The sequence below is a fragment of the Aromatoleum sp. genome, assembly GCF_032027225.1.
Classification (GTDB): Bacteria; Pseudomonadota; Gammaproteobacteria; order Burkholderiales; family Rhodocyclaceae; genus Aromatoleum.
In genome coordinates this window covers 63,299-84,140 of sequence record NZ_JAVSMM010000022.1, presented here as the reverse complement: position 1 = coordinate 84,140, position 20,842 = coordinate 63,299, and the positions used below count along the sequence as shown (strand labels likewise).

Here is a 20,842-nt window from a genome sequence, read left to right as displayed (position 1 = left end):
CGTCGTAGCCCCGTCAGAGTAGGCCGCGGGACGAGGCAGCAGGCGCCAACGTGGTTGCAAATCCTGCCACGCCCCCTATCATCGCCGCATGGCCGCGAACCTCCCCCCGATCCCCGATCCGACGCACGGCGCGGCCGCCACGCCGATCGCATTCATCCGCGCGATCGTCGCGGCGTACCGCCGTTACGGTATCAATCCCGCCAACGCGCTTCGGCAGGCACAGATCGCGCCGGCAGCGCTCGACAACCCTGAGGCGCGGGTGACGGCGGCGCAGATGGAACTGATCTCGGCGGTCGCGATGCAGGAGCTCGACGACGAGGCGCTCGGCTGGTTCTCGCGCCGGCTGCCGTGGGGCTCTTACGGGATGCTGTGCCGCGCGTCGATCACGTCACCCGACCTCGGCATCGCGATCAAACGCTGGTGCCGCCACCATCGGCTGCTCACCGACGACATCCTGCTGCACCTCGACGCGCAGCGCGACGTCGCGCACGTGCGGATCGAAGTGCGCCGCTACCTCGGCGACATGCACGAGTTCTGCCTCGTGACGATCCTGCGCTACCTGCTCGGGTACGCGTGCTGGGTGATCGACTCGCGCATCCCGCTGCTCCTCGCCCGCTTCCCGTTTCCGCCGCCGCCGCACCGTTCCGTCTATCCACTGCTATTCCAGGGGCCGGTGCAGTTCGACGCCGAACAGGCCGGGATCAGCTTCGACGCGCAGTACCTGCGGCTGCCGCTGCGGCGCGACGAGGCGGCGCTGCAACAGATGCTGCGCCGCGCGCTGCCGCTGACGGTTCTGCAATATCGCCGCGACCGCCTGCTCGTGCAGCGCGTGCGTCATCTGCTGCGCGAACGGCTCGACGAAGGCGCGACCGCCGAGACGCTCGCCGAGCGGCTGCACCTGTCGCCGCGCACGCTGCACCGTCAGCTCGAAGAGGAAGGCGCGTCGGTGCAGCAATTGAAGGACGAGGCGCGCCGCGAGCGGGCGGTCGATCTACTGAATCGCACCAGCCGCTCGGTCAAGCAGATCGCGCTCGCGGTCGGCTTCCGCAACGAAAAGAGCTTCGCCCGTGCGTTCCGGCAATGGACCGGAGCGTCGCCGAGCGCGTTTCGCGAAAAGCGGCTGGGCGGCACAAGCGCACACGGCTGACGTCCCTCACGCCCGAGCGGGCAGTGCCAGCCGCGCCGTCTGAAACATCGATTGCAATCCTTCGGCCGAACGGGGGGAAACGCGGACTCGATCGCACGCCGCGGCACGGCACGGCACGTGCCAGAGATTTTCAGCCTTGCGTGCCGCTCTGCTGCAAAAGCGCCGCGAACGCGTCGGCGGCAAGCGGCGGGCTGAAGTAGAAGCCCTGCATTTCGTCGCAGCCCTGCGCGCGCAGGAATTCCAGCTGTTCGACCCGTTCGACGCCTTCGGCCACGACGCTCAGGCCGAGGCTGTGCGCGAGCGAGATCACCGCGGAGCTGATCGCCGCGTCGGCAGGGTCGGTGGTGATGTCCTTCACGAAGGACCGATCGATCTTCAGCGCGTCGATCGGGAAGCCCTTGAGTCGGTTCAGGCTGGAGTAGCCGGTCCCGAAGTCGTCGAGCGACAGTCGCATCCCGACCGCCTTGAGCTCGTGCATCGTCTCGATCGCCGAGTTCGGATCGTCCATCAGCATGCTCTCCGTCAGCTCGAGCTCGAGCAGGCCGGGCTCGAGCCCATGGGCGTCGAGGATGCACGCAACGAGGTCAGCCAGGTTCTCCTGGCGGAACTGACAGGCCGACAAGTTGACCGCCATGCGCACCGGCGGGAGCCCGCGCTCCATCCATGCCTTGCTCTGCGCACACGCGGCGCGCAGCACCCATTCGCCGATCGGCACGATGATCCCGGTTTCCTCCGCGAGCGGAATGAATTTCGCCGGCGGCACCATGCCGAGTTGCGGATGGCGCCAGCGAATCAGCGCTTCGGCGCCGACGATGCGCTGCGAAGCGATGTCGATCTGCGGCTGGAAATGCAGCAGGAGCTCGTCGTTCTCCACCGCACGCCGCAGCTTGCCGCCCAGCGCGATGCGCTCGCCCGCGTTCGCGTTCATCTCCGCGGCATAGAACCGGAAGTTGTTGCGCCCGCGCGCCTTGGCGCGGTAGAGCGCGGTGTCGGCGTTCATCAGCAGCGTCTGCACGTCGCTGCCGTCGCGCGGGCACAGGCTCGCGCCGATGCTCGACGACACGTAAAGCTCGTTGTCCTCGAGCAGGTAGGGACTGGCGATCGTGCCCTGGATCCGCTCGATCACCGAAACGACTTGCGCCTCGCCCTCGACATCCTGCAGCACGACGACGAATTCGTCGCTGCCCAGCCGTGCGACCGTGTCGTGGTCGCGCACGCAGGACGTCAGCCGCTCGGCGACCGCCATCAGCAGCCGGTCGCCGACGTTGTGGCCGAGACTGTCATTGACGTATTTGAAATGATCGAGGTCGATGAACAGGATCGCCGCATTGCGCCGGTTCCGCTGCTCATTCGCGATCGCCTGCCCGACGCGGTCGATCAGCAGATTGCGGTTTGGCAGGCCCGTCAGCCCGTCATGACTCGCCAGGTATTCGAGGCGCTCCTCGTAATGCTTGCGCTCGGTCACATCGTTCATCACGATCAGGCCGTACTTGGCATCACCGTCCGGTTCGCGCATCGGTGCGAGCGATACTTCGCTCCAGAACAGCGTCCCGTCCTTGCGATAGGTCCGCAGCACCACGGCCGTTTCCCGGCGACGGCGCAGCCCCTCTTCCAGTTCCGCGATCGCCGGTTGATCGACGTCATCGCCGAGCAGGAAGCTGCCGTTGCGTCCGACCGTCTCGGCAGACGAGTAACCCGTCATTCGCTCGAACGCCGGATTGACGTAAATGATCGGTGTGGCGAGCGACGACAGCTCGACGATCGCGATGCCGTTGCTGCTCGATTCGACCGCCCAGTTCCGTAGCCGCAGCGTTTCCTCGGTGCGCTTCTGCTGCGCCGCGGTGCGCAAGGACCCGATACCGTAAGCCAGGTTCTCCGCAAGTTTCGCGAGCAGATCGACTTCCTCGTCGTCGAACGCGCCGATCTCCCCGGCATAGATCGCCAGCACCCCGAGGACTTGCCCGTCGTTGCACAGCGGCAACCCGACACAGGCGAGATAGTCGCGCGCGAGCGCTTCGTGGCCGTTCACGAAGTCGCGCTGCCGCGCGATGTCGTTGACGGCCACCGGCCGCCCGGTGCGCAGCGCCTTGCCGATCGGGCCGATTTCGCACACCGCCCTGTCCCAGCTGATGTCGAGCGTCGCAAGGTAGCCCTCCTCGTAGCCGGCACAGGCGATCGGCCGCACGCTCTTGCGCTCGTCCTGCTCGGCATAACCGACCCATGCGAACCGGTAGCCGCCGATGCGCGTGATCGTGTCGCACAGCCGCCGCAGCAGTTCGCTTTCGTCGCCGATCCGGACCAGCGCCTCATCGCACAGCGTCATCAGCCGCAGCGTGCGATTCAGCCGCCCCAGCACCCGCTCGGCGCGCTTGCGCTCGGTCAGGTTCTCTTTCACCGCAACGAGGTGGGTGACCTGCCCGCTGCTGTCCTTGATCGGCGAGGCGACCATGTGCTCCCAGTACAGTTCGCCGTTCTTCTGCCGGTTGAGCAATTCGCCGCGCCAGACTTCGCCGCTCCTCAGCGTTCCCCACAAGTCCTGATAGACGCCGCCGGGCGTGCTGCCCGATGCGAAGACCTTCGGCGATTTGCCCAGCACTTCGGCCGGCACGTAGCCGGTGATGCGGGTCACGCTCGGATTGACGTATTCGATGCGCCCTTTCGGGTCAGTGATCACGACCAGCGACGGGCTCTGTTCGATCGCCCGCGACAGCACCCGCAAGTGCTCGACCGAACGCCGCCGTTCGGTCGTGTCGCGGGTCACGCTGACGATGACGCCTTCCTCGCCGCCGTCCGACGGCAGCAGCACCGCCTGGGTGTCCACCCAGCGCCGCGTGCCGCCGAGCCCGACCAGCTCGAATTCGAGCGCGACCGGATCGTGCTCGGAAATCTCGCGCGACAGCCGCTGCAGCGCGGGATAGTGCCGCCTCGGAACGAGCTCGAGAAAGCGCTTGCCGACGACGTCCCCGGCGCGCCCCGCTTCGAGCATCGCGAGGCCCGCGCGGTTGATGCTCCGCAGCCGTCCGTCGGCGCCGATCAGCGCGACGCAGTCGGGCACGGTGTCGACGATCGTCTGCAACAGGCTTTCGTGGTTCTCGAGCTGGCGCCGGTCGAAGTCGATGCGCTGCATTTGGCGCTCGGTCTGTTCGGCGAGGCGGTTCAGGTCGGCGGCGAGTTGTCCGATCTCGCCGTGGACCGTCGTCGCCAGTCGCGGCGAATAATCGCCCGTCGCAAAACGCCGGCTGACCGCCGACAGATCGCGCAGCGGCACGATGACGTGGCGCCGCACCGCGAGCAGCGCCAGGCCCAGCAGCAGGGCATCGAGCGCGATCAGCAGGTTCATGAGCGTGAGCGCGTCGCGCTGCTCGTCGTTGGCTTGCTGAGTCAGGCCGGCGACGACCGCCTCGAGATTGCTCAGCAGGATCGCCGAGTCGCCGGTCACGTGCTCGAGAGCGCCCGCAACGGCCTCAGGCGGACTGGTCCGGAGGAGCGCCTTGATATCCGCGTCGTAGTCCGTCCACGTCTCGCGGACGATGCGCAGCGCGCCGACGATCGCCGGCGGCGACGGGCGCACGTCGTAACCGAAGGCGCGCCCGCCCCGTTCGAGCGCATTCAGCCCAGCCTCGAAATCTCGCACCGCGTGCTCGACTTCCGCCGCCCCCGCGCGCCCCTGCAGCACGAGCAGCGCCTGGAACGCGACACGCTGGCTCAGCATCCGCATGCGTCCGGCGACGTTGATCGTGTCGGCGACGCGGTGCAGCTTGTTCAGCAGACCGTCGATCACCGTCGCGTTGGTGACCGTCAGCGACAGGAAAACGACGAACGCGACCGCGAACTTGGCGCCCAGACTCGATCGGAGAAACATGGAAGACATCGCGGTGCTCGCTGAAGAAAGTGTTTCATCGATCGCCGCGAGGGAACAGCGATGCGCGGGACTTCGACCGGAACGTCCCCGTGCCCGACTTCGAACGCGACGCGAATGCGGCGGGCCGCACGAGACTTTCGGGGGAAGCGACCCTGTCTGCACTCGTCCCCTCGGCGACGCAGTGTTTCCAAAGAGGATCGCCATCTGAACCAAATTGTAAATATATATGTTTTTACCGTCATTGCGATACGTGAAACTACCGCGTCCATGCCGACGCGTATCAGATGTGCGATGACGAGGCGGGGCGTTCGCGCGGGGTCGTCGGCGGCCAGACCGGCGAGGACGCAGATCGGGAGGGACGGGCACGGTCCTGTTCTCGGGCGGAAATCCTGCTCGGCCTCTTCGGCCAGGCGTGGGGCGAAGGAGATGGCTGGCTGCCGGCGGCAATGCGGAGCGGCGCGGGAACGAGCGAGCGGATATCCCGCGGCGATGCCGACAGCTGCGCCAGCGGAGAGCGCCGAAACGGATCGCGGCAGGCAGCGCCGGACGTTTGCTACAACGTAGCCGATGCGATTCTTCGCAGCCTGTTCCGTGCGGTCTGGACGAGCGACTTGTTTCGCCACGAGCCCCAGCACAGGTGGACGCCCACCGTGCGCTCGTCTTCGACGGCGGAGAGCTTGAAGCGGTCGAAATCGGGATAGAGCACCGACGACGGAAGGATGCGGACGTCGCTGGAAAATTGCGGGTTGGTGTCCAGGAACAGCGTCAGCGCGTGCGGACCGCTCCTGAACACGACGTCGGATTCGTCGGCGCCGGTTCGCGCGAAGACGCTGCGCACGAATTCCAGCCACACCGGGAAGCCTTTTTCGGAACACATGATCGCGTTGCCGAGCTTCGGCCGCCCGAGTGCGGAATTCAGCTCTTCCTCGACGCCGAGCACGCAGCGTTCGGCGAGCAGGTCGGCCGGAAACGGCTTGAAGAATTTGTAATCGGTGTCGAAATAGACGCCGCCATAGCGGTAAAGATAAAGACAGCGCGCGATGTCCGCCCGCATCACCCCGTGGGGCAATTGCAGATATTGCTGCTCGTATTCAGGCAGCACGGCCCGCAGCAATTCCGCGTTTTCGTCGTCGCCGTAAAGCCGGTAATCCCAATCCGGCATCAGGCGCCGGGCTTTCTGCGCCAACTTCCGTTCTTCCCATGTCTGCCGGACACAGGTTTGATGAAGAAATCTGGGAATCATCTCGTATCCGAGCCAAGTGATTTCGCCGCCGAGCGGGATCCGAGATCTGGGAACGCGGGCAGCGGAAGACGCCGGTTCGGCGCCGTGCAGACTAGGTCACGCCGGCGTCGTGCCTTTTGTAGCCGTGGGCGAGACGGCGCCGGGCGATGTCGGCGAGGATCTTCTCGCCGTCCTCGATGGCGGAGATCGGCACGGTGCATACGCGCGCCGGGGTCAGGCCGCCGTGCGCGATCATCAACACGAGCCCGAAGAGATCCTCGGTGATGAGGGCGTAATAGAACCGGCCGTCGTCGCGTCGCCACGCCTGCATCCACGAAGCATAGGAAACGCGTTGCCGGCCCGCACCGCCGCGATGGTATCGAAATGCTACCCGCAAGTTCCCGGCGTGACGTCACGCGGCTCCCCCGGTCTGCGGCATCGAACGGGCACCGAGGTAACGCGCGAGGCCGGCGCCGCCGGCGTGCATCATCGCGACGTGGTTCCAGCGGAAAACCGGTTTCGCCAGCGGGCCGAGACGATTCATCCATCGGCGCACGGTGCGCACCTGCCATTCGTAGCGCACGGTCGTGAATCGCGCGTCGCGGCCGAGATGGCAGCGACCGACGCCTTCGAGTTCGCCGCCGACCCGGCCTTCGATCAGGCGCAAGGGTTCGACCCGCGTGACGCAGGTGACGATCGTCAGGCGAAACGGCAGCACGCCGCGGCACGTGCAGCAGCGCCGCACCCCGACACCCTCCGCATCGCCGGCCGCGAGCGTGACGACCTCCTCGATACCGGGCCACCAGACCGGCCAGTTCCCGGCGTCGACGATCGCGTCCCAGACCGCTTCGAGCGGCGCGTCGAAGCGCCACAAGGTCGTCACGTCGTACCGGGTCGCGCGTTCGCGCGCGAGGGTCGTCGGCGGCTCGTTCATCCTCATGGCGCAAAGAACCTTTCGGGAAGATCGACGTCGAGTTCGGCGTCGACGAGGTCGACGGTTTCGACGAGTTCATCCGCCTCGTCGAAGTTTTCGACTCGCCGCGGAAACAGCGTGTCCGGCGCGAGCCATACCCGGTTGCGATGCGCCCCGCCGACGATGACGCCGGCCGCGCCGGCGACCTCGAAGCCGACGGCCGGCTCCCCCGCGACCGTCGCCGCACCGAGCGCGGCGAAGCTTCCGCCGGCGCGCAGCGCCTGGAGATTCTCGAACAGCGCACCGACGTCCGAGCGATCGACGGTATGCCCGCGGGGACTGCGGACCAGCGGATTGTCGGGCGCGAGGCTCAGCGCGGGCGCGAAGCCGAATCCCCAGCCCAGGCCGAAGGTCCACAGCCTTACCTTCCGCGCGGCGGGGTCGTAGATCAGCACCGCGCCGCGATGCGGATCGACGCATTCGATCCGCACCCAGCCCGGTGTGCGATAGAAGTAATGCACCACCTGTCGATCACCGCCGCGTCCGACCGAGTGCAGCGTCGCGAAATAGCTTTCCAGCGCGCGAAAGCGCGCTACGGCTTCGTCGAGCAGATCGGCCATGATTTCGTCCGTCGTGCCGAAGGACGCTGACTGCCCGGCAGCCGATGCAGCCGCCGCTCCGGCGCAGATCGCGCGACGGCCATCTCCCCGCCACCGCCGACAGAGGCGCGCGCGGCGACCGGCACCGCCCGCATGGAGCGGGCGGCGGTCGTCGCCTGTGCGGAGCCCATCTGGGAGCGCATGTCTTTCATTTCCGAACCGCATCGGCCGCGCCGCTTCCCGCTACAGCTGCCGCATGAACGCGACGAGATCCTCCTTCTCCGGAGGCTCGAGTTTCAAGCGCAGCACGAGGTTGAAGAACTCCACCGTGTCCTCGAGCGTCAGCAGGCGCCCGTCGTGCAGGTACGGCGGGCTCTCCTTGATGCCGCGCAGCGTGAAGGTCTTGATCGGGCCGTCGGGCGGCTCGTCCAGGAAACGCTCGACGTGCAGGTCGTGCATCTGGTGGTCGAGGAAGGCCGGCGGCATGTGACAGCTGCCGCAACGACCCTTGCCGTAGAAGATCTGCTCGCCGCGCAGCTCCTGCTCGGTCGCTTTCGCCGGATCCAGTCGGCCCGTCGCGTCGAGCTTCGGCGCCGGCGGGAAGTCGAGCATGTTCTGCATCTGCGCCATGTGGCTGACCTGAATGCGGTCGAAGATCGTGATGCCCTTCTTCATCGCACGGATCGCATCACCGTTGAAGTAGGCAGTGCGGAACTCGAACTCGGTGAAATCCTCGACCGAGCGCAGGCTGCGCTTCGAGCCGTGGATCTGCTGGTTGAACAGCCCGCGCAAGCTCACCGTATCGAGCCGGAAGCGCCGCTCCTGCGGGCGGATGTCCGGGCTGAGGTGGAACTGGCCGGTCGTGTGACCATTGACGTGACAGTCGAGACAGGCGACGCCGAGCACCGGCTGCGGGCTCTTGCGATCGTCGGTCGCGTTGAATTCCTCCTGCGGGGCGGGCGTCAGCAACAGGCGCAGGCCGTCGAGCTGCACCGGCGTCAACAAGTCCTTGAACAGGCGGTGGAAGTTGTTGATCGACACGACCTCGCCGCGCGACACGTCGCCGAGCTCCGGGCGGTTCTGCAGAAAGATCGCCGGCGGAAATTCGGGCAGGAACGCGTCCGGCAGGTCGAACTCGACGTCGAAGCGCTCGAGCCGCGGGAACATGTCGATCTGCATCTGCGGAAACACCTGCCCTCCAGCCACCTGCTTCGGATGCGGCAGGCTCGGGTACGGAAAGAGCCCGCGCGTGCGGATTTCTTCGGGCGCCATCGCTCCGAGGCTCTCCCAGCTCACGCCGCGGGCGAGCCGCGCGGTCGGCCCGACCGGTACCGGCTTGCCGCGCGTCATTCTCGCCTCCGGGTGAAAGCGCGGCGCGAGATCGTAGCGGCTCTCCAGCAGCGCGCGCTGCGTCTGCATGACTTTCGGCTTCGCCGCGATATCGGCGCGCATGATCTCGTCGAAGGTCTGCATCGGCTTTTTCGCGTTCAGCGGATCGCGAGCGAAATCGAAACCGAGCATGCGGCCCTCGTCGGGCTGATTGCGGAACGCGGGCGACGACGGCGCGGGCTTCTCGGGGCCGAAATCGGGCGACCGATCATGATCGGTCAGACGCTGCTCCGGCCGCGCGACCCGGACCTGTCGCGGGCTTTGCGCTTCGACGACCGCGTCCCGGGGCGGCGCCGCCCCTTGTGCCGTGCCGTCCTGGGCATGGCTCGGCACCGTGCCGATCATCAGCGTTGCTGCGGCGATACCAGCCCCGAGAACCGGGCAGCGTCTTCCTTTCATCGCTCTCTCCTTTGACTTTGCGTCGAAAGCTGCAACGGATTCGTACCGGTTCGCCGGGCAGACTGCCCAAGACGGGCCGGACGCCCGCTCGAACACTAGACGCTGAATCCCGCGAATGCCATCGAGCAACCGGCATGCCCGGCGCTTATACAGCCGGGATGCGAGCGGCGTGCCCGGCCCGTCCTTCCGGCCACCGAATGCTGCGCCCTCGGACGACCCGCCGCCGAACTAAGCGCAGCGCGCGCCAGTCGACGCAACGCCCGAGCCGCGGCGGCGGCCGACGCGCAGCGCTACTCGACCGCACAAGGAGGCGAACGATGTCTGTCCCCCACCCCGGCTCCACTTCGATCTGGATGGCGAGCGCAGACATGCCGCGCTTCGCACCGTTGGCAACGTCGGTCCATACCGACGTCTGCGTGATCGGCGGCGGCATCGCGGGACTGACGACCGCCTATCTGCTTGCGCTCGAAGGCCGGCGCGTCGTGCTCGTCGAAGCGGCAGAAGTCGGCGCCGGCGACACCGGCCGCACGACCGCGCATTTCTTTCCGCCCGACAACCGCTACCACCACATCAAAAAGGCCTTCGGCGCCGACGGCGCGAAAGTGGTCGCCGAGAGCTTTGCGCAGGCGACCGAAAAAGTCGGCGCGATCGTCGACAGCGAGCGCATCGACTGCCAGTTCGAACGCCTCGACGGCTACCTGTTCTCGCTGACGACGCCGGGCCTGGCCGGGCTGCATGAGGAGTTCACGGCAGCGCTGCGCGCCAGCGTCGCGGTCGACGAAGTGGTGCGCGCGCCGGATCTGAGCTTCGACACCGGGCAGTGCGTGCGCTTTGCGAACCTCGCGCAGTTCCACCCGCTGCGCTTCCTCGCCGCCCTCGCCGACGCGATCGTGCGGCGCGGCGGGCAGATCTACACGCAGACGCGGGCGCTCGGCATCGAAGCGCAGCGCCATTTGCAGGTCGTGCGCACCGAGGCCGGCGAAGTGCGAGCGGACGCGGTCGTCGTCGCGACGAACACGCCGTTCAACGACCGCGTCGTGATGCATACGAAGCAGTCCGCGTATCGCACCTACGTGCTCGGCCTGCGCGTGCCGCGCGGCTCGGTGCCGCGGATCCTGCTGTGGGACAACGGCGACCCGTACTACTACGTGCGCGTCGCGACGCCGGACCCGCAGGCCGATCACGACTACCTGATCGTCGGCGGCTGCGACCACAAGGTCGGCCAGGAGGCGCAGCCGCAGGACCGCTACCGGACCATCGAGGACTGGGTGCGCGAGCGCTTCCCGATGGCGGGCGCGGTCGACTACCGCTGGTCCGGCGAAGTCATGGAACCGGCCGACGGTGTCGCGTATCTCGGTCGCAACCCGCTCGGCGATGGCAAGGTCTACATCATCACCGGCGACTCGGGCAACGGCATGACGCACTGCACCGCCGGCGCGATGCTCGTCACCGACCTCATCATGGGGCGCGACAACCCCTGGACCTGGCTTTACGAGCCGGCGCGCAAGCCGACGCACGGGCTCGGCGAGTTCGTGCGCGAACAGGCGAACTCGCTCGCGCAGTACGGCGACTGGCTCAAGGGCGGCGAAGTCGAGTCGGCGGACGACATTCCGCCCGGCGAAGGCGCGATCGTCCGCGACGGCGCGCGGCGGCTCGCGGTGTCGCGGGAAGCCAATGGCGAACTGCGGGTGCACAGCGCCGCCTGCACGCATCTCGGTTGCGTCGTGTCGTGGAACTCCGCCGAGCGTTCGTGGGATTGCCCGTGCCACGGCTCGCGCTTCGACGTCGACGGCATGCCGCTGCACGGCCCCGCGGCGAGACCGCTGGAACGCGCGGAGCTGAAACGCTAGCCGCAACGAAAAGGAGGGAAACGCCATGTTCGCCGACCGTCTCGATGCCGCCCGCCAACTCGCCGCAGCGCTCAGAGCGTGGCGCGACAGGAACGCGCTGGTGCTCGCGATTCCGCGCGGCGCCGTGCCGATGGGGGCGGCGCTCGCCGAAGCGCTGCACGCCGACCTCGACGTCGTGCTCGTGCGCAAGCTCGGCGCGCCGTGGCAGCCGGAATACGCGGTCGGCGCGATCGACGAGACCGGCTGGTCGTTCATCTCCGATCCGTCCGCCGCCGACGAGGACTACCTGAAGGCCGAACGCGAACGGCAGCTCGAACGCCTGCGGCAGCGACGGCAGATGTATTCGCCGGGCCGCGCGCCGATCGACCCGCGCGGCCGCGTCGTCATCGTCGTCGACGACGGGCTCGCGACCGGCTCGACGATGATCGCCGCGCTGCACGCGGTGCGCAGCCAGTCGCCGCAGCGCCTGATTTGCGCGGTCCCGGTCGCGGCGCCGGATAGCCTGCGGAAAGTGGAGCCCTACGCCGACGAGGTCGTCTGCCTGTCCGCGCCACCGATGTTCCACGCCGTCGGGCAGTTCTACGGCAACTTCGACCAGGTCGAGGACGACGAGGTCGTCGCGTGCCTCGCCCGCTTCCGCCGCGAGCCGGGAGCCTGAACGACCGGCAAAATCGCGGCAGAACCCGGACCGGGGCAGCCCCTTTCGGATAAGCTCCCGGCTTTCGCTCGCGCCGTCATGCGCGCTGCTTGCCGCCGGAGTCCGACCTGAACGCCACGCCCCCGCCGCTCGTCGCCACGACGACGCTGACCCCGAAGTCGCCGCTCGAACTGTTCATCGTCTTTACGCTGCTCGCGATGCAGGGCTTCGGCGGCGTGCTCGCCGTCGCGCAGCGCGAGCTCGTCGACCGCCGCCGCTGGCTCACGCGCGAGGAGTTCGTCGACGCCTATTCGCTCGCACAACTGCTGCCCGGGCCGAACGTCGTGAACCTGTCGCTGATGCTCGGCGACCGCTTCTTCGGCTGGCGCGGCGCGATGGCGGCGATCGGCGGGATGCTGCTGTTGCCGCTGGTCGTGGTCCTCGTGCTCGCGGCGAGCTACAACGGCCTGTCGGACTATCCGGCGGTCGCAGGCGCGCTGCGCGGCATGGGTGCCGTCGCGGCCGGGCTGATGCTCGCGATGGGCTTGAAGATGCTCGGCGCATTGCGCGGCAACGTCATGGGCCCGGTGCTCTGTGCGCTGCTCGGCGCTGCGTCGCTCGCGCTGATCGCGATCCTGCGCGTGCCGCTCGCGTGGGTCGTGGTCGGACTCGGCGCCGCGGGCTGGAGCCTCGCGGGCTGGTGCATTTTCCGGCAAGGGCGCGAGCGATGACCGGAGGCTTGCCGCTCGCCGACCTCGGCCCGCTTTTCGTCCATTTCCTGACGCTGTCGCTGCTGTCGATCGGCGGCGCGATGTCGACCGCGCCCGAGATGCACCGCTACCTCGTCGCCGAGCGAGGCTGGCTCGGCGATGCCGACTTCACGACCGCGATCGCGCTCGCGCAGGCGGCACCCGGGCCGAACGTGCTGTTCGTGCCGGTGCTCGGCTTCCAGATCGCGGGCATCGTCGGCGCGGCAGCCGCGCTCATCGGCATCCTGCTGCCCTCGACGCTGCTGTCGCTCGGCGTCAGCCGCTGGGGCAGCAAGCGGCGCGACACGCCCTTCGTGCGCGCGTTCACGGCCGGCCTCGCGCCGGTCACCGTCGGGCTGATGTTTTCGTCGGCATGGGTGCTCGCACTGCCATTCGTCCGCGAACCGGACCATCGCCTCGGCGGCGGCGTGCTGATCGTCGCGACCGCCGCCGTGATGCTGCGGACCCGTATCGCGCCGATCTGGCTGATCGCGATCGGCGGCGCGGCGGGCGCGATCGGCTGGGTTTGAAAAAACAGCCTCCCGCCGACGCGGAGCCCCTCCGACGCCCCCTCCCGCGGCCGGACCGCAGCTTGCTCTCCGCCCGCCGTCGGGACGACGACCTCGATGGCGCCGACGTCCGCGCTGCAGCAATGACGCCGGTCGTCGTCTAAACATAAGAGGCCGTCCCCTTAAAGGAGAGAAAAATGAAGGACGTGACGCTTCTCGTCGGCCGGATTCTGCTCGCGCTGATCTTCATCATCAGCGGCTGGGGCAAGATCAGCGGCTATGCGGGCAGTCAGCAGTACATGGAAGCGGCGGGCGTCAGCGGCGCGCTGCTGCCGCTGGTGATCGTCGCCGAGTTCGGCGGCGGGCTGGCCGTCGCGTTCGGCCTCCTCACCCGCATCGCGGCGGTCGGACTCGCGGCCTTCTCGCTGCTCGCGGCGGGGTTCTTCCACACCGATTTCGCAAACCAGATGCAGTTCATCTCGTTCATGAAGAACGTCGCGATGGCCGGCGGCTTTCTCGTGCTCGCGGCCCACGGCCCCGGCGCTTTCAGTATCGACGCGTGGCGGTCGCGTCACCGGTGAGGCGGCAGCGCGCCTACGCGCTCTCCTCGAGCAACTCCGCGAGCGCCTTCTCGCATTGCAGCGCGGTGCCCTGCCAGCGCACGACCTCCATCCGGCCGTCGGCGTGCTCGATGATCGCGCTGCAGCTGTCGACCCAGTCGCCGCAGTTCAAGTAGCGCACCTCTTCGATCTCGTGGTCGGCGGCCCAGTGGATGTGGCCGCAGATCACGCCGTCGAACTCCTTCTTCCGCGCCGCGTGCGCGATCGACGATTCGAAGTCGAAGATGAAGCTCACCGCGCGCTTGACCTTCTGCTTCGCGTAGCCCGCGAGCGACCAGTAGCCCGGCCGACGCAGCACGCGACGCAACCACGACAGCCAATTGTTGATCCGCACCAGCGCGGTATAGCCGACGTCGCCAAGCACCGCGACCCAACGGTGATGGCGCGTGACCTGGTCGTATTCGTCGCCGTGAACCAGCCAGTAGCGCCGGCCGTCCGCGGCCTCGTGCACCCATTCGCTTTCGACGCGGATCTCGCCGAACGCGATCCCGACGTACTGGCGCAGCGCTTCGTCGTGGTTGCCCGGAATGAAGAACACCTTGCAGCCGTGACGCGCGCGGCGCAGCACTTTCTGCACGACGGTGTTCTGCATTCCCGACCACTGGATGCTGCGGTTCATCGCCCAGAAGTCGATGATGTCGCCGATCAGGTAGAGGTGGTCGGACGGATATTCGCGCAGGAATTCGAGCAGTCGGCCGGCCTGGCACGCCCGGGTTCCGAGATGGACGTCCGAGATGAAGACCGAGCGGACCGCCGGCATCAGCGCGCGACCGCGTTCGCCGCCTGCAGCTCGTACTGCGGCTCGGCGTCTTCGACGACGGCCTGCAGCGCGCGTGCGAAGCTGTCGTGGATGCGCTCCCAGTCGAGGCTCTCGCTCTTCAGGCGCGCGTCCTCCCCCAACTCCCGGCGCAGCGCGTCGTCGCGCGCGGCGGAGATCGCCTGCGCAACGAAAGCGGCTGCGTTGCCCGGCGCCGCGAGGAGGCCGTTGTGCCCGGTGGCGATGGCTTCCGACGCGGCTGCATAGTCGTACGCGACCACGCACAGCCCGCTCGCCATCGCCTCCAGCGTCACGTTGCCGAAGGTTTCCGACAGGCTCGGGAACAGGAACAGGTCCGCCGACGCGTAGTGCGCGGCGAGGTCCGCGCCGCGGCGCGTGCCGGCGAAGTGGTAATCCGGGTGCCTGGTCTGCAGCGGTCCGCGCAGCGGGCCGTCGCCGACGATGACGAGCCGCGCATCGGCCCGCACGCGCCGGATCGCCTCGAACGCCTCGATCACCAGCGACAGGTTCTTCTCCGGCGCGACGCGGCCCACGCTCAGCACGACGAGACCGTCGTCGCCGACGCCCCACGATTCGCGCAGCAGGCTGCTGCGAAAGCGCGGGTGGAACTGCTGCGTATCCACGCCGCGTGCGACGACATCGACGTTGCGATAGCCCTTGTCGCGCAGCGCCTGCGCCATCGCCCGCGTCGGCACGAGCGTGAGCGCGGTGCGGTTGTGCAGACGTTTCAGGTACGCCGACACCGGCTGCTTGAGCCAGCCGACGCCGTAGTGCTGGCTGTAATGGTCGAAGTTGGTGTGGAAGTCCGACGTCACCGGGATGCCGAGCTTCGCTGCGGCCGACACCGCCGACCAGCCGAGCGGGCCTTCGGTCGCGACGTGCACGACGTCCGGCCGCTGGCGGAACCACATCCGCGCGAGCCGCGTCTTCGCCGGCAGTCCGAAGCGCAAGCCCTGATAGCTCGGAATCGGGACCCCGCGGGCGAGCACTTCCTCGTAGCCGGACGCGTCGCCCGTCTGGTCGGCTTTCGTCTGCCGCGGCCGGACCAACTGGACGCAGTGCCCGCGGGCGACCAACCCATCGACCATGCGGCCGAGCGTCATCGCGACGCCATTGACTTCGGGCGACCACGTTTCGGTTACCAGGGCGACCCGCAGCGAAGGCCGCGGGCCGCGTTCTTCGGTCATGAAATCGACGGCTTTCATGAGCCCGAAGGCTAGGCCTCACCCGCGAAAATTCCGTGACGACGGAATGAAGCCTGTGTTACACCGACCGGCGACAATGCGAATTCATCCAGCCCCGGAGCCCCGCATGAGAAACCCGCTACGCATCCTCGGCGTCGCCGCGCTCGCGCTCGGCATTGCCGCCTGCACCAAGCTCACCGTCGAGAATTACGACCAGATCAAGGTCGGCATGCGATACGACGAAGTCAAGCGTCTGCTCGGCGAGCCGACGAAATGCAGCGACCTGATGGCCGTCAGGAGCTGCACCTGGGGCGACGAGACGCGCCACGTGCAGGTGAACTTCATCGCCGACCAGGTCGTGCTGTTCAGCTCCGCGAATCTGCGCTGACGCTGCGCGCCTGCAGCTCCCGCGCGCGCAGTGCGATCGCGCTGATCAGCAGCAGCGCGACGGCGATGCAGAGCATGCCGGCCGATTCCGGCCCGCTCGGGCGTTCGCCGAGTTCGAGCCATCCCGACAGCACGCCGACAGCCGGCACCGCGAGCGACGACAGGCCGGCGAGCCCGGCCGGCAGCCGGTCGAGGATGACGAGCCAGATCAGCCACGCGAGGCCGGTCGCGAAGAGCGCGTTGTAGACGAGCGCGACGATGAAGTACGTCGTCAGCTGCGGCGGCTCGGACGGCAACAGCCACGCGACGCCGCACAGCACGACCGCGCCGAGAAGCATCTGCCACGCGGTCAGCGACAGCAGGTCGACGTCGAAACGGGCGCGGATCCGCTTCACGATCACCGCGCTTGCGGCCCACGACACGCTCGCGAGCAGCGCGAGCGAGGTGCTGAAGAGATCCCCCTCCGCGTTCCACGGGTCGAGGATGAAGACCAGGCCGACGAGCGCGAGCGCGACCGCGAGCCACTGCAGCCCGCGCACCCGCTCACCGAGGAACACCCACGCCATCGGCAGCAGCCAGAACGGCATCGCGTAGACGAGCACGGCCGTCTTGCCGGCGCCGCCGCTGACCAGCGCCCACTGGATCAGCGCGGTGAAGGCCGTCGTCTGCAGCAGCCCGAGCAGCAGCGTCTGGCCGAGCGCGACCGGCTTCAGCGGTTTGCGCCGCCACGCCAGCACCGCGAACAGCGCGAGCGCGCCGAACAGCGTGCGCAGCGCTGAAAAATCGAAGGGATCGGCGTACGCCATCACCTTCTTCATCACGACCCAGTTGTAGCCCCAGATCAGCGACAGCAGTACGAACAGGCCGAGCGCGGCGAGGGGAATTCTCTTCTTGTTCATGGGGATCCGGACATGGCCGCAGCGGAGTCGCGAGGAGGAGCTCGTCCGGCGGGCAAAGACCGCGGATTGTACCCACAACGGGCCGCTCGCCGGGCTCATCGGCGTCGGTGCGGGCTTCGACCCGATCCGCCCGGTCGGGCTTGCTTCGGCTGCGGAAAAGGAGACGTGCTGGCAGAACGTCGAGCCGGGAAATCGACAGCCGCAGGGGCGGATAGCGACCAGCCCGCAAGCCAACGCTGTGCAGTCGGCCGGAGGCGGCCGCTTCTGTCCGCGCGAAACGGTCGCCCCTTACCCGCGCTGCTCGCCGGCCTTCACCGCCTCTTCGAGATCCTTGTCGGAAAGGATGCGGACATCCGGATCGGCGGTGTCGCCGTGGCCGGGGGTGAAACGCAGTTTTTCCATGTACGGCGTCGGCTTCTTGCGCCGGTAGTCGGCGAATTCCTTCGCGTAGTAGTTGCGTGCGTCGTCGACGCTCTGCGCGCCGGTCGCGACGTCGTGCATCAGGTTCAGCGCGAGGAAGTTCGCCTGTTCGTCATGGCAGCGCGCGGACACCTCACCGACGGTGCGGTCGACGACGACGCTGCCGTCGAACGCCGCGAGCTGCGAGATCTTGTCTACCGGCACGCGGTAGTCGATCACCGATTCGACCGAATCGCGGTGCGGCGCCGGGAAGTTGTGCTCGTGCGTTTCGCGCGACGCGACGATGCGCTTCCACGGGCCGGGGCGGTGCCACGTGAGCTGCGTCCCGGTGACTTCGTCGGGTTCGCCGTACTGGTCGATGACGAGCTGCGCGGCCTCGGCCGAATCCTCGGGCCAGCTCGCGAGCGTCGATGAGCGGGGCTTATCGGGCATGGTTTCCTCCGAAAGTCTTGTTCTTCCTCCCGAAGCCCTCTCGACCCGCAGCGCGCGGGCGCGGTTCCCCGGCGACCTGCGCTCGCGACGGCGTGCAGGCGCGGCCGCGGCGGCCTGCGTGACGATTGCTTGCAATTCCGGCGCCGCCTGCGGTGCTTTCGGTCGCATCGAAACCGTAAAGTCGCGGTCAGTGCGAAAGCCGACCGCATCACACTCCGATCGCCGGCAACGGAGGGTTCTACCGTGTGGGATTTCGACGCACTGCTTCTCGCCCGCATCCAGTTCGCGTTCACGATCTCGTTCCACATCGTGTTCCCGGCAATCACGATCGGGCTCGCGAGCTACCTCGTCGTGCTCGAAGCACGCTGGCTGCGCTCCGGCGACGAGATGTTCCGCGACCTCTACCACTTCTGGTCGAAAGTCTTCGCGCTGAACTTCGGCATGGGTGTCGTCTCGGGCATCGTCATGGCCTACCAGTTCGGGACGAACTGGAGCTATTTCTCCGAATTCGCCGGCGGCGTCACCGGGCCGCTGCTGGCGTACGAGGTGCTCACGGCGTTCTTCCTCGAAGCCGGCTTTCTCGGCGTGATGCTGTTCGGCTGGAACAAGGTCGGGCCGGGGCTGCATTTCCTGGCGACGGTGATGGTCGCAGCCGGCACGCTGATGTCGGCGACCTGGATTCTCGCGTCGAACAGCTGGATGCATACGCCGACCGGCTACGAGATCATCGACGGGCGCGTCGTGCCGGTCGACTGGCTGGCGGTGATCCTGAACCCGTCGTTCCCGTACCGCCTCGTGCATATGGGAATCGCCGCCTTCCTCGCGACCGCGCTGATCGTCGGCGCCACCGCGGCCTGGCACCTGCTGCGCGGCCGCGACAACCAGTCGATCCGCAAGATGCTGTCGATGGCGATGTGGATGCTGCTGCTCGTCGCGCCGCTGCAAGCGGTCGTCGGCGACCTCCATGGACTCAACACGCTCGAGCACCAGCCGGCGAAGATCGCCGCAATGGAGGGGCATTGGGAGAACAAGCCCGGCGAAGGCGTGCCGCTGGCGCTGTTCGGCTGGCCGGACATGCAGCGCGAAGAGACGCGCTTCGCGATCGAGATCCCGCGGCTCGGCAGCCTGATCCTCACGCATTCGCTCGACGGCCAGTTCCCCGGCCTGAAGGAATTCCCGCCCGAGGACCGGCCGAACGCGACGATCGTGTTCTGGACGTTCCGCATCATGGTCGGGCTCGGCGTGCTGATGATCGCGCTCGGCGTCTGGGCGGCGTGGGCGCGGTGGCGCGGCACGCTGTTCCGCTCGCGCGGGTTGCTGAACTTCGCGCTGTGGATGGGTCCGTCGGGCCTCGTCGCGCTGCTCGCGGGCTGGTTCACGACCGAGATCGGCCGCCAGCCGTGGCTCGTCTACGGGCTGATGCGCACCTCGGACGGCGTGTCGGCGCACGGCGCCGGGCAGCTTGGCACGACGCTGGCGCTGTTCGTCGTCGTGTATACGGTCGTGTTCGGCGCCGGGCTGGTTTACCTCCTGCGGCTCCTCGCGCTCGGCCCGGTGACGCACGAGAGCGAGCGGCCGGTGCCGGGCGGTCCCGGCGAACGGCGCACGCCGGCCCGGCCGCTGTCGGCGGCGCCGGACCCGGACGAGGGCGCGGTCGTCCGCACAGGAGGCTAGGCAATGGGCATCGACCTTCCGCTGATCTGGGCCGTGATCATCCTGTTCGGCGTGATGATGTACGTGATCATGGACGGCTTCGATCTCGGCATCGGCCTGCTGTACCCGTTTCTGCCCGACAAGAGCGACCGCGACGTGATGATGAACACGGTCGCGCCGGTATGGGACGGCAACGAGACCTGGCTCGTGCTCGGCGGCGCCGGGCTGCTCGCGGCCTTCCCGCTCGCGTACGCGGTCGTGCTGTCGGCGTTCTACATGCCGCTGATCCTGATGCTGCTCGGGCTGATCTTCCGCGGCGTCGCGTTCGAGTTCCGCTTCAAGGCCGACGAGCATCACCGGCACTGGTGGGACAAGGCCTTCATCGGCGGCTCGCTCGCGGCGACGTTCTTCCAGGGCGTCACGCTCGGCGGCTTCATCCAGGGCATCGCGGTCGTCGACCGCGCGTACGCGGGCGGCGCGTTCGACTGGCTGACGCCGTTCTCGGTGTTCGTCGGCGCCGGCCTCGTCGTCACCTTCGCGCTGCTCGGCTGCACCTGGCTGATCTACAAGACACAGGGACCGCTGCAGGTGCGGATGATCGCGCTCGCGCGGCCGCTGACGCTGACGCTGCTCGCGGTGATCGCGGTGATCAGCATCTGGACGCCGCTCGCGCACGAGGACATCGCCGCGCGCTGGTTCTCGATGCCGAACCTGCTGTGGTTCGCGCCGGTGCCGGTCCTCGTCGTGCTGACGGTGTGGCAGCTGCTGCGGCAGCTGCGCGGCGAGCCGCACGGCGGCCCGTTCGTACTGACGCTGTTCCTCGTCCTCCTCGGCTACAGCGGGCTCGGCATCAGCCTGTGGCCGAACATCATCCCGCCCGACATCTCGATTCGCGAGGCGGCCGGGCCGCCGCAGAGCATGGGCTTCACGCTCGTCGGCGCGCTGCTGATCATCCCGCTGATCCTGACGTACACCGCGTGGGGCTATTACGTATTCCGCGGCAAGGTCGACGAGACCGAGGGATACCATTGATGCCCGACGACGGAGACGTGGCGCGGCGCTCGACGGCGACGGGCTGGGCGAAGCGGCTCGGGTGGCTCGTGGGGATCTGGGCCGCCGGCGTGATCGGGCTCGCGCTCGTCGCCTTCGCGCTGCGGCTCGTGATGCGTTGGGCGGGTTTCTCGACGTAAAAC

General features: G+C 68.0%; 20 protein-coding genes. 10 read left to right on the top strand and 10 right to left on the bottom strand.

The genetic code is table 11. The annotated features are described in order from the left end of the window. Nucleotides 1-88 precede the first annotated feature (88 nt). Nucleotides 89-1,147 (top strand): AraC family transcriptional regulator, encoded by a 1,059-nt coding sequence (locus tag ROZ37_RS19470; RefSeq protein ID WP_312662100.1) that lies wholly within the window; start codon nucleotides 89-91, stop codon nucleotides 1,145-1,147. 130 nt (nucleotides 1,148-1,277) lie between these two features. On the opposite strand, the gene ROZ37_RS19465 is transcribed toward ROZ37_RS19470, so the two are convergent. From ROZ37_RS19465 to ROZ37_RS19440, 6 genes are all read right to left on the bottom strand, one after another. Then, nucleotides 1,278-5,009 (bottom strand): EAL domain-containing protein, encoded by a 3,732-nt coding sequence (locus ROZ37_RS19465; protein ID WP_312662098.1) that lies wholly within the window; start codon nucleotides 5,007-5,009, stop codon nucleotides 1,278-1,280. A 553-nt stretch (nucleotides 5,010-5,562) separates the two neighbouring features. Next, complete coding sequence (locus tag ROZ37_RS19460) at nucleotides 5,563-6,195, bottom strand: glycosyltransferase (protein WP_312662097.1); 633 nt, start codon at nucleotides 6,193-6,195, stop codon at nucleotides 5,563-5,565. Nucleotides 6,196-6,343: 148 nt separating this feature from the next. Beyond that, the gene (locus ROZ37_RS19455; RefSeq protein ID WP_312662096.1) at nucleotides 6,344-6,562 is read right to left on the bottom strand and encodes a hypothetical protein; all 219 of its coding nucleotides are present in this window, start codon (nucleotides 6,560-6,562) and stop codon (nucleotides 6,344-6,346) included. Between the two features lie 81 nt (nucleotides 6,563-6,643). Then, nucleotides 6,644-7,171, bottom strand: a complete 528-nt coding sequence (locus ROZ37_RS19450; protein WP_312662095.1) for an SRPBCC family protein — start codon at nucleotides 7,169-7,171, stop codon at nucleotides 6,644-6,646. Further along, on the bottom strand, nucleotides 7,168-7,764 hold the full coding sequence (locus ROZ37_RS19445; RefSeq protein WP_312662094.1) for a hypothetical protein: 597 nt from the start codon (nucleotides 7,762-7,764) through the stop codon (nucleotides 7,168-7,170). Before ROZ37_RS19445 ends, ROZ37_RS19450 begins: the two co-directional genes overlap by 4 nt. 222 nt (nucleotides 7,765-7,986) lie before the next feature. Then, on the bottom strand, nucleotides 7,987-9,531 hold the full coding sequence (locus ROZ37_RS19440; RefSeq protein ID WP_312662093.1) for a cytochrome B6: 1,545 nt from the start codon (nucleotides 9,529-9,531) through the stop codon (nucleotides 7,987-7,989). A gap of 317 nt (nucleotides 9,532-9,848) precedes the next feature. Between ROZ37_RS19440 and ROZ37_RS19435 the strand changes: the two genes are divergently transcribed. From ROZ37_RS19435 to ROZ37_RS19415, 5 genes are all read left to right on the top strand, one after another. After that, nucleotides 9,849-11,381, top strand: coding sequence for an FAD-dependent oxidoreductase (locus ROZ37_RS19435; protein WP_312662092.1), 1,533 nt, complete (start codon nucleotides 9,849-9,851; stop codon nucleotides 11,379-11,381). 25 nt (nucleotides 11,382-11,406) lie between these two features. Beyond that, nucleotides 11,407-12,039, top strand: a complete 633-nt coding sequence (locus ROZ37_RS19430; RefSeq protein ID WP_312662090.1) for a phosphoribosyltransferase family protein — start codon at nucleotides 11,407-11,409, stop codon at nucleotides 12,037-12,039. A gap of 107 nt (nucleotides 12,040-12,146) precedes the next feature. Then, nucleotides 12,147-12,749: a chromate transporter gene (locus ROZ37_RS19425; protein ID WP_409449980.1), complete on the top strand. Its 603-nt coding sequence runs from the start codon at nucleotides 12,147-12,149 to the stop codon at nucleotides 12,747-12,749. Then, complete coding sequence (locus ROZ37_RS19420; protein WP_312662088.1) at nucleotides 12,746-13,297, top strand: chromate transporter; 552 nt, start codon at nucleotides 12,746-12,748, stop codon at nucleotides 13,295-13,297. The genes ROZ37_RS19425 and ROZ37_RS19420 overlap by 4 nt, the downstream gene beginning before the upstream one ends. Before the next feature lie 176 nt (nucleotides 13,298-13,473). Further along, nucleotides 13,474-13,857, top strand: coding sequence for a DoxX family protein (locus tag ROZ37_RS19415; RefSeq protein WP_312662086.1), 384 nt, complete (start codon nucleotides 13,474-13,476; stop codon nucleotides 13,855-13,857). 13 nt (nucleotides 13,858-13,870) lie between these two features. Here the strand turns inward: ROZ37_RS19415 and ROZ37_RS19410 are convergent, their stop codons facing one another. Continuing rightward, nucleotides 13,871-14,656, bottom strand: a complete 786-nt coding sequence (locus ROZ37_RS19410; protein ID WP_312662084.1) for a UDP-2,3-diacylglucosamine diphosphatase — start codon at nucleotides 14,654-14,656, stop codon at nucleotides 13,871-13,873. Continuing rightward, the gene (locus tag ROZ37_RS19405) at nucleotides 14,656-15,879 is read right to left on the bottom strand and encodes a glycosyltransferase family 1 protein (protein WP_312662082.1); all 1,224 of its coding nucleotides are present in this window, start codon (nucleotides 15,877-15,879) and stop codon (nucleotides 14,656-14,658) included. The genes ROZ37_RS19410 and ROZ37_RS19405 overlap by 1 nt, the downstream gene beginning before the upstream one ends. A gap of 106 nt (nucleotides 15,880-15,985) precedes the next feature. On the opposite strand from ROZ37_RS19405, the gene ROZ37_RS19400 reads away from it, so the two are divergent. Beyond that, nucleotides 15,986-16,246 (top strand): DUF3862 domain-containing protein, encoded by a 261-nt coding sequence (locus ROZ37_RS19400; protein WP_312662079.1) that lies wholly within the window; start codon nucleotides 15,986-15,988, stop codon nucleotides 16,244-16,246. Here the strand turns inward: ROZ37_RS19400 and ROZ37_RS19395 are convergent. Both ROZ37_RS19395 and ROZ37_RS19390 read right to left on the bottom strand, forming a co-directional pair. Beyond that, complete coding sequence (locus ROZ37_RS19395; protein WP_312662076.1) at nucleotides 16,224-17,144, bottom strand: EamA family transporter; 921 nt, start codon at nucleotides 17,142-17,144, stop codon at nucleotides 16,224-16,226. The genes ROZ37_RS19400 and ROZ37_RS19395 overlap by 23 nt on opposite strands. A gap of 288 nt (nucleotides 17,145-17,432) precedes the next feature. Beyond that, a complete protein-coding gene (locus ROZ37_RS19390; RefSeq protein ID WP_312662074.1) occupies nucleotides 17,433-17,996 on the bottom strand; it encodes a hypothetical protein in 564 nt (187 codons plus the stop codon). A 243-nt stretch (nucleotides 17,997-18,239) separates the two neighbouring features. On the opposite strand from ROZ37_RS19390, the gene ROZ37_RS19385 reads away from it, so the two are divergent. Genes ROZ37_RS19385 through ROZ37_RS19375 form a run of 3 tightly spaced genes read left to right on the top strand, consistent with a single transcriptional unit; the run spans nucleotide 18,240 to nucleotide 20,839 of the window. Next, the gene (locus ROZ37_RS19385; RefSeq protein ID WP_312662072.1) at nucleotides 18,240-19,670 is read left to right on the top strand and encodes a cytochrome ubiquinol oxidase subunit I; all 1,431 of its coding nucleotides are present in this window, start codon (nucleotides 18,240-18,242) and stop codon (nucleotides 19,668-19,670) included. Nucleotides 19,671-19,673: 3 nt separating this feature from the next. Then, nucleotides 19,674-20,681: a cytochrome d ubiquinol oxidase subunit II gene (gene cydB / locus ROZ37_RS19380; protein WP_312662071.1), complete on the top strand. Its 1,008-nt coding sequence runs from the start codon at nucleotides 19,674-19,676 to the stop codon at nucleotides 20,679-20,681. Further along, on the top strand, nucleotides 20,681-20,839 hold the full coding sequence (locus ROZ37_RS19375; RefSeq protein ID WP_312662070.1) for a DUF2474 domain-containing protein: 159 nt from the start codon (nucleotides 20,681-20,683) through the stop codon (nucleotides 20,837-20,839). The genes cydB and ROZ37_RS19375 overlap by 1 nt, the downstream gene beginning before the upstream one ends. Nucleotides 20,840-20,842 lie beyond the last annotated feature (3 nt).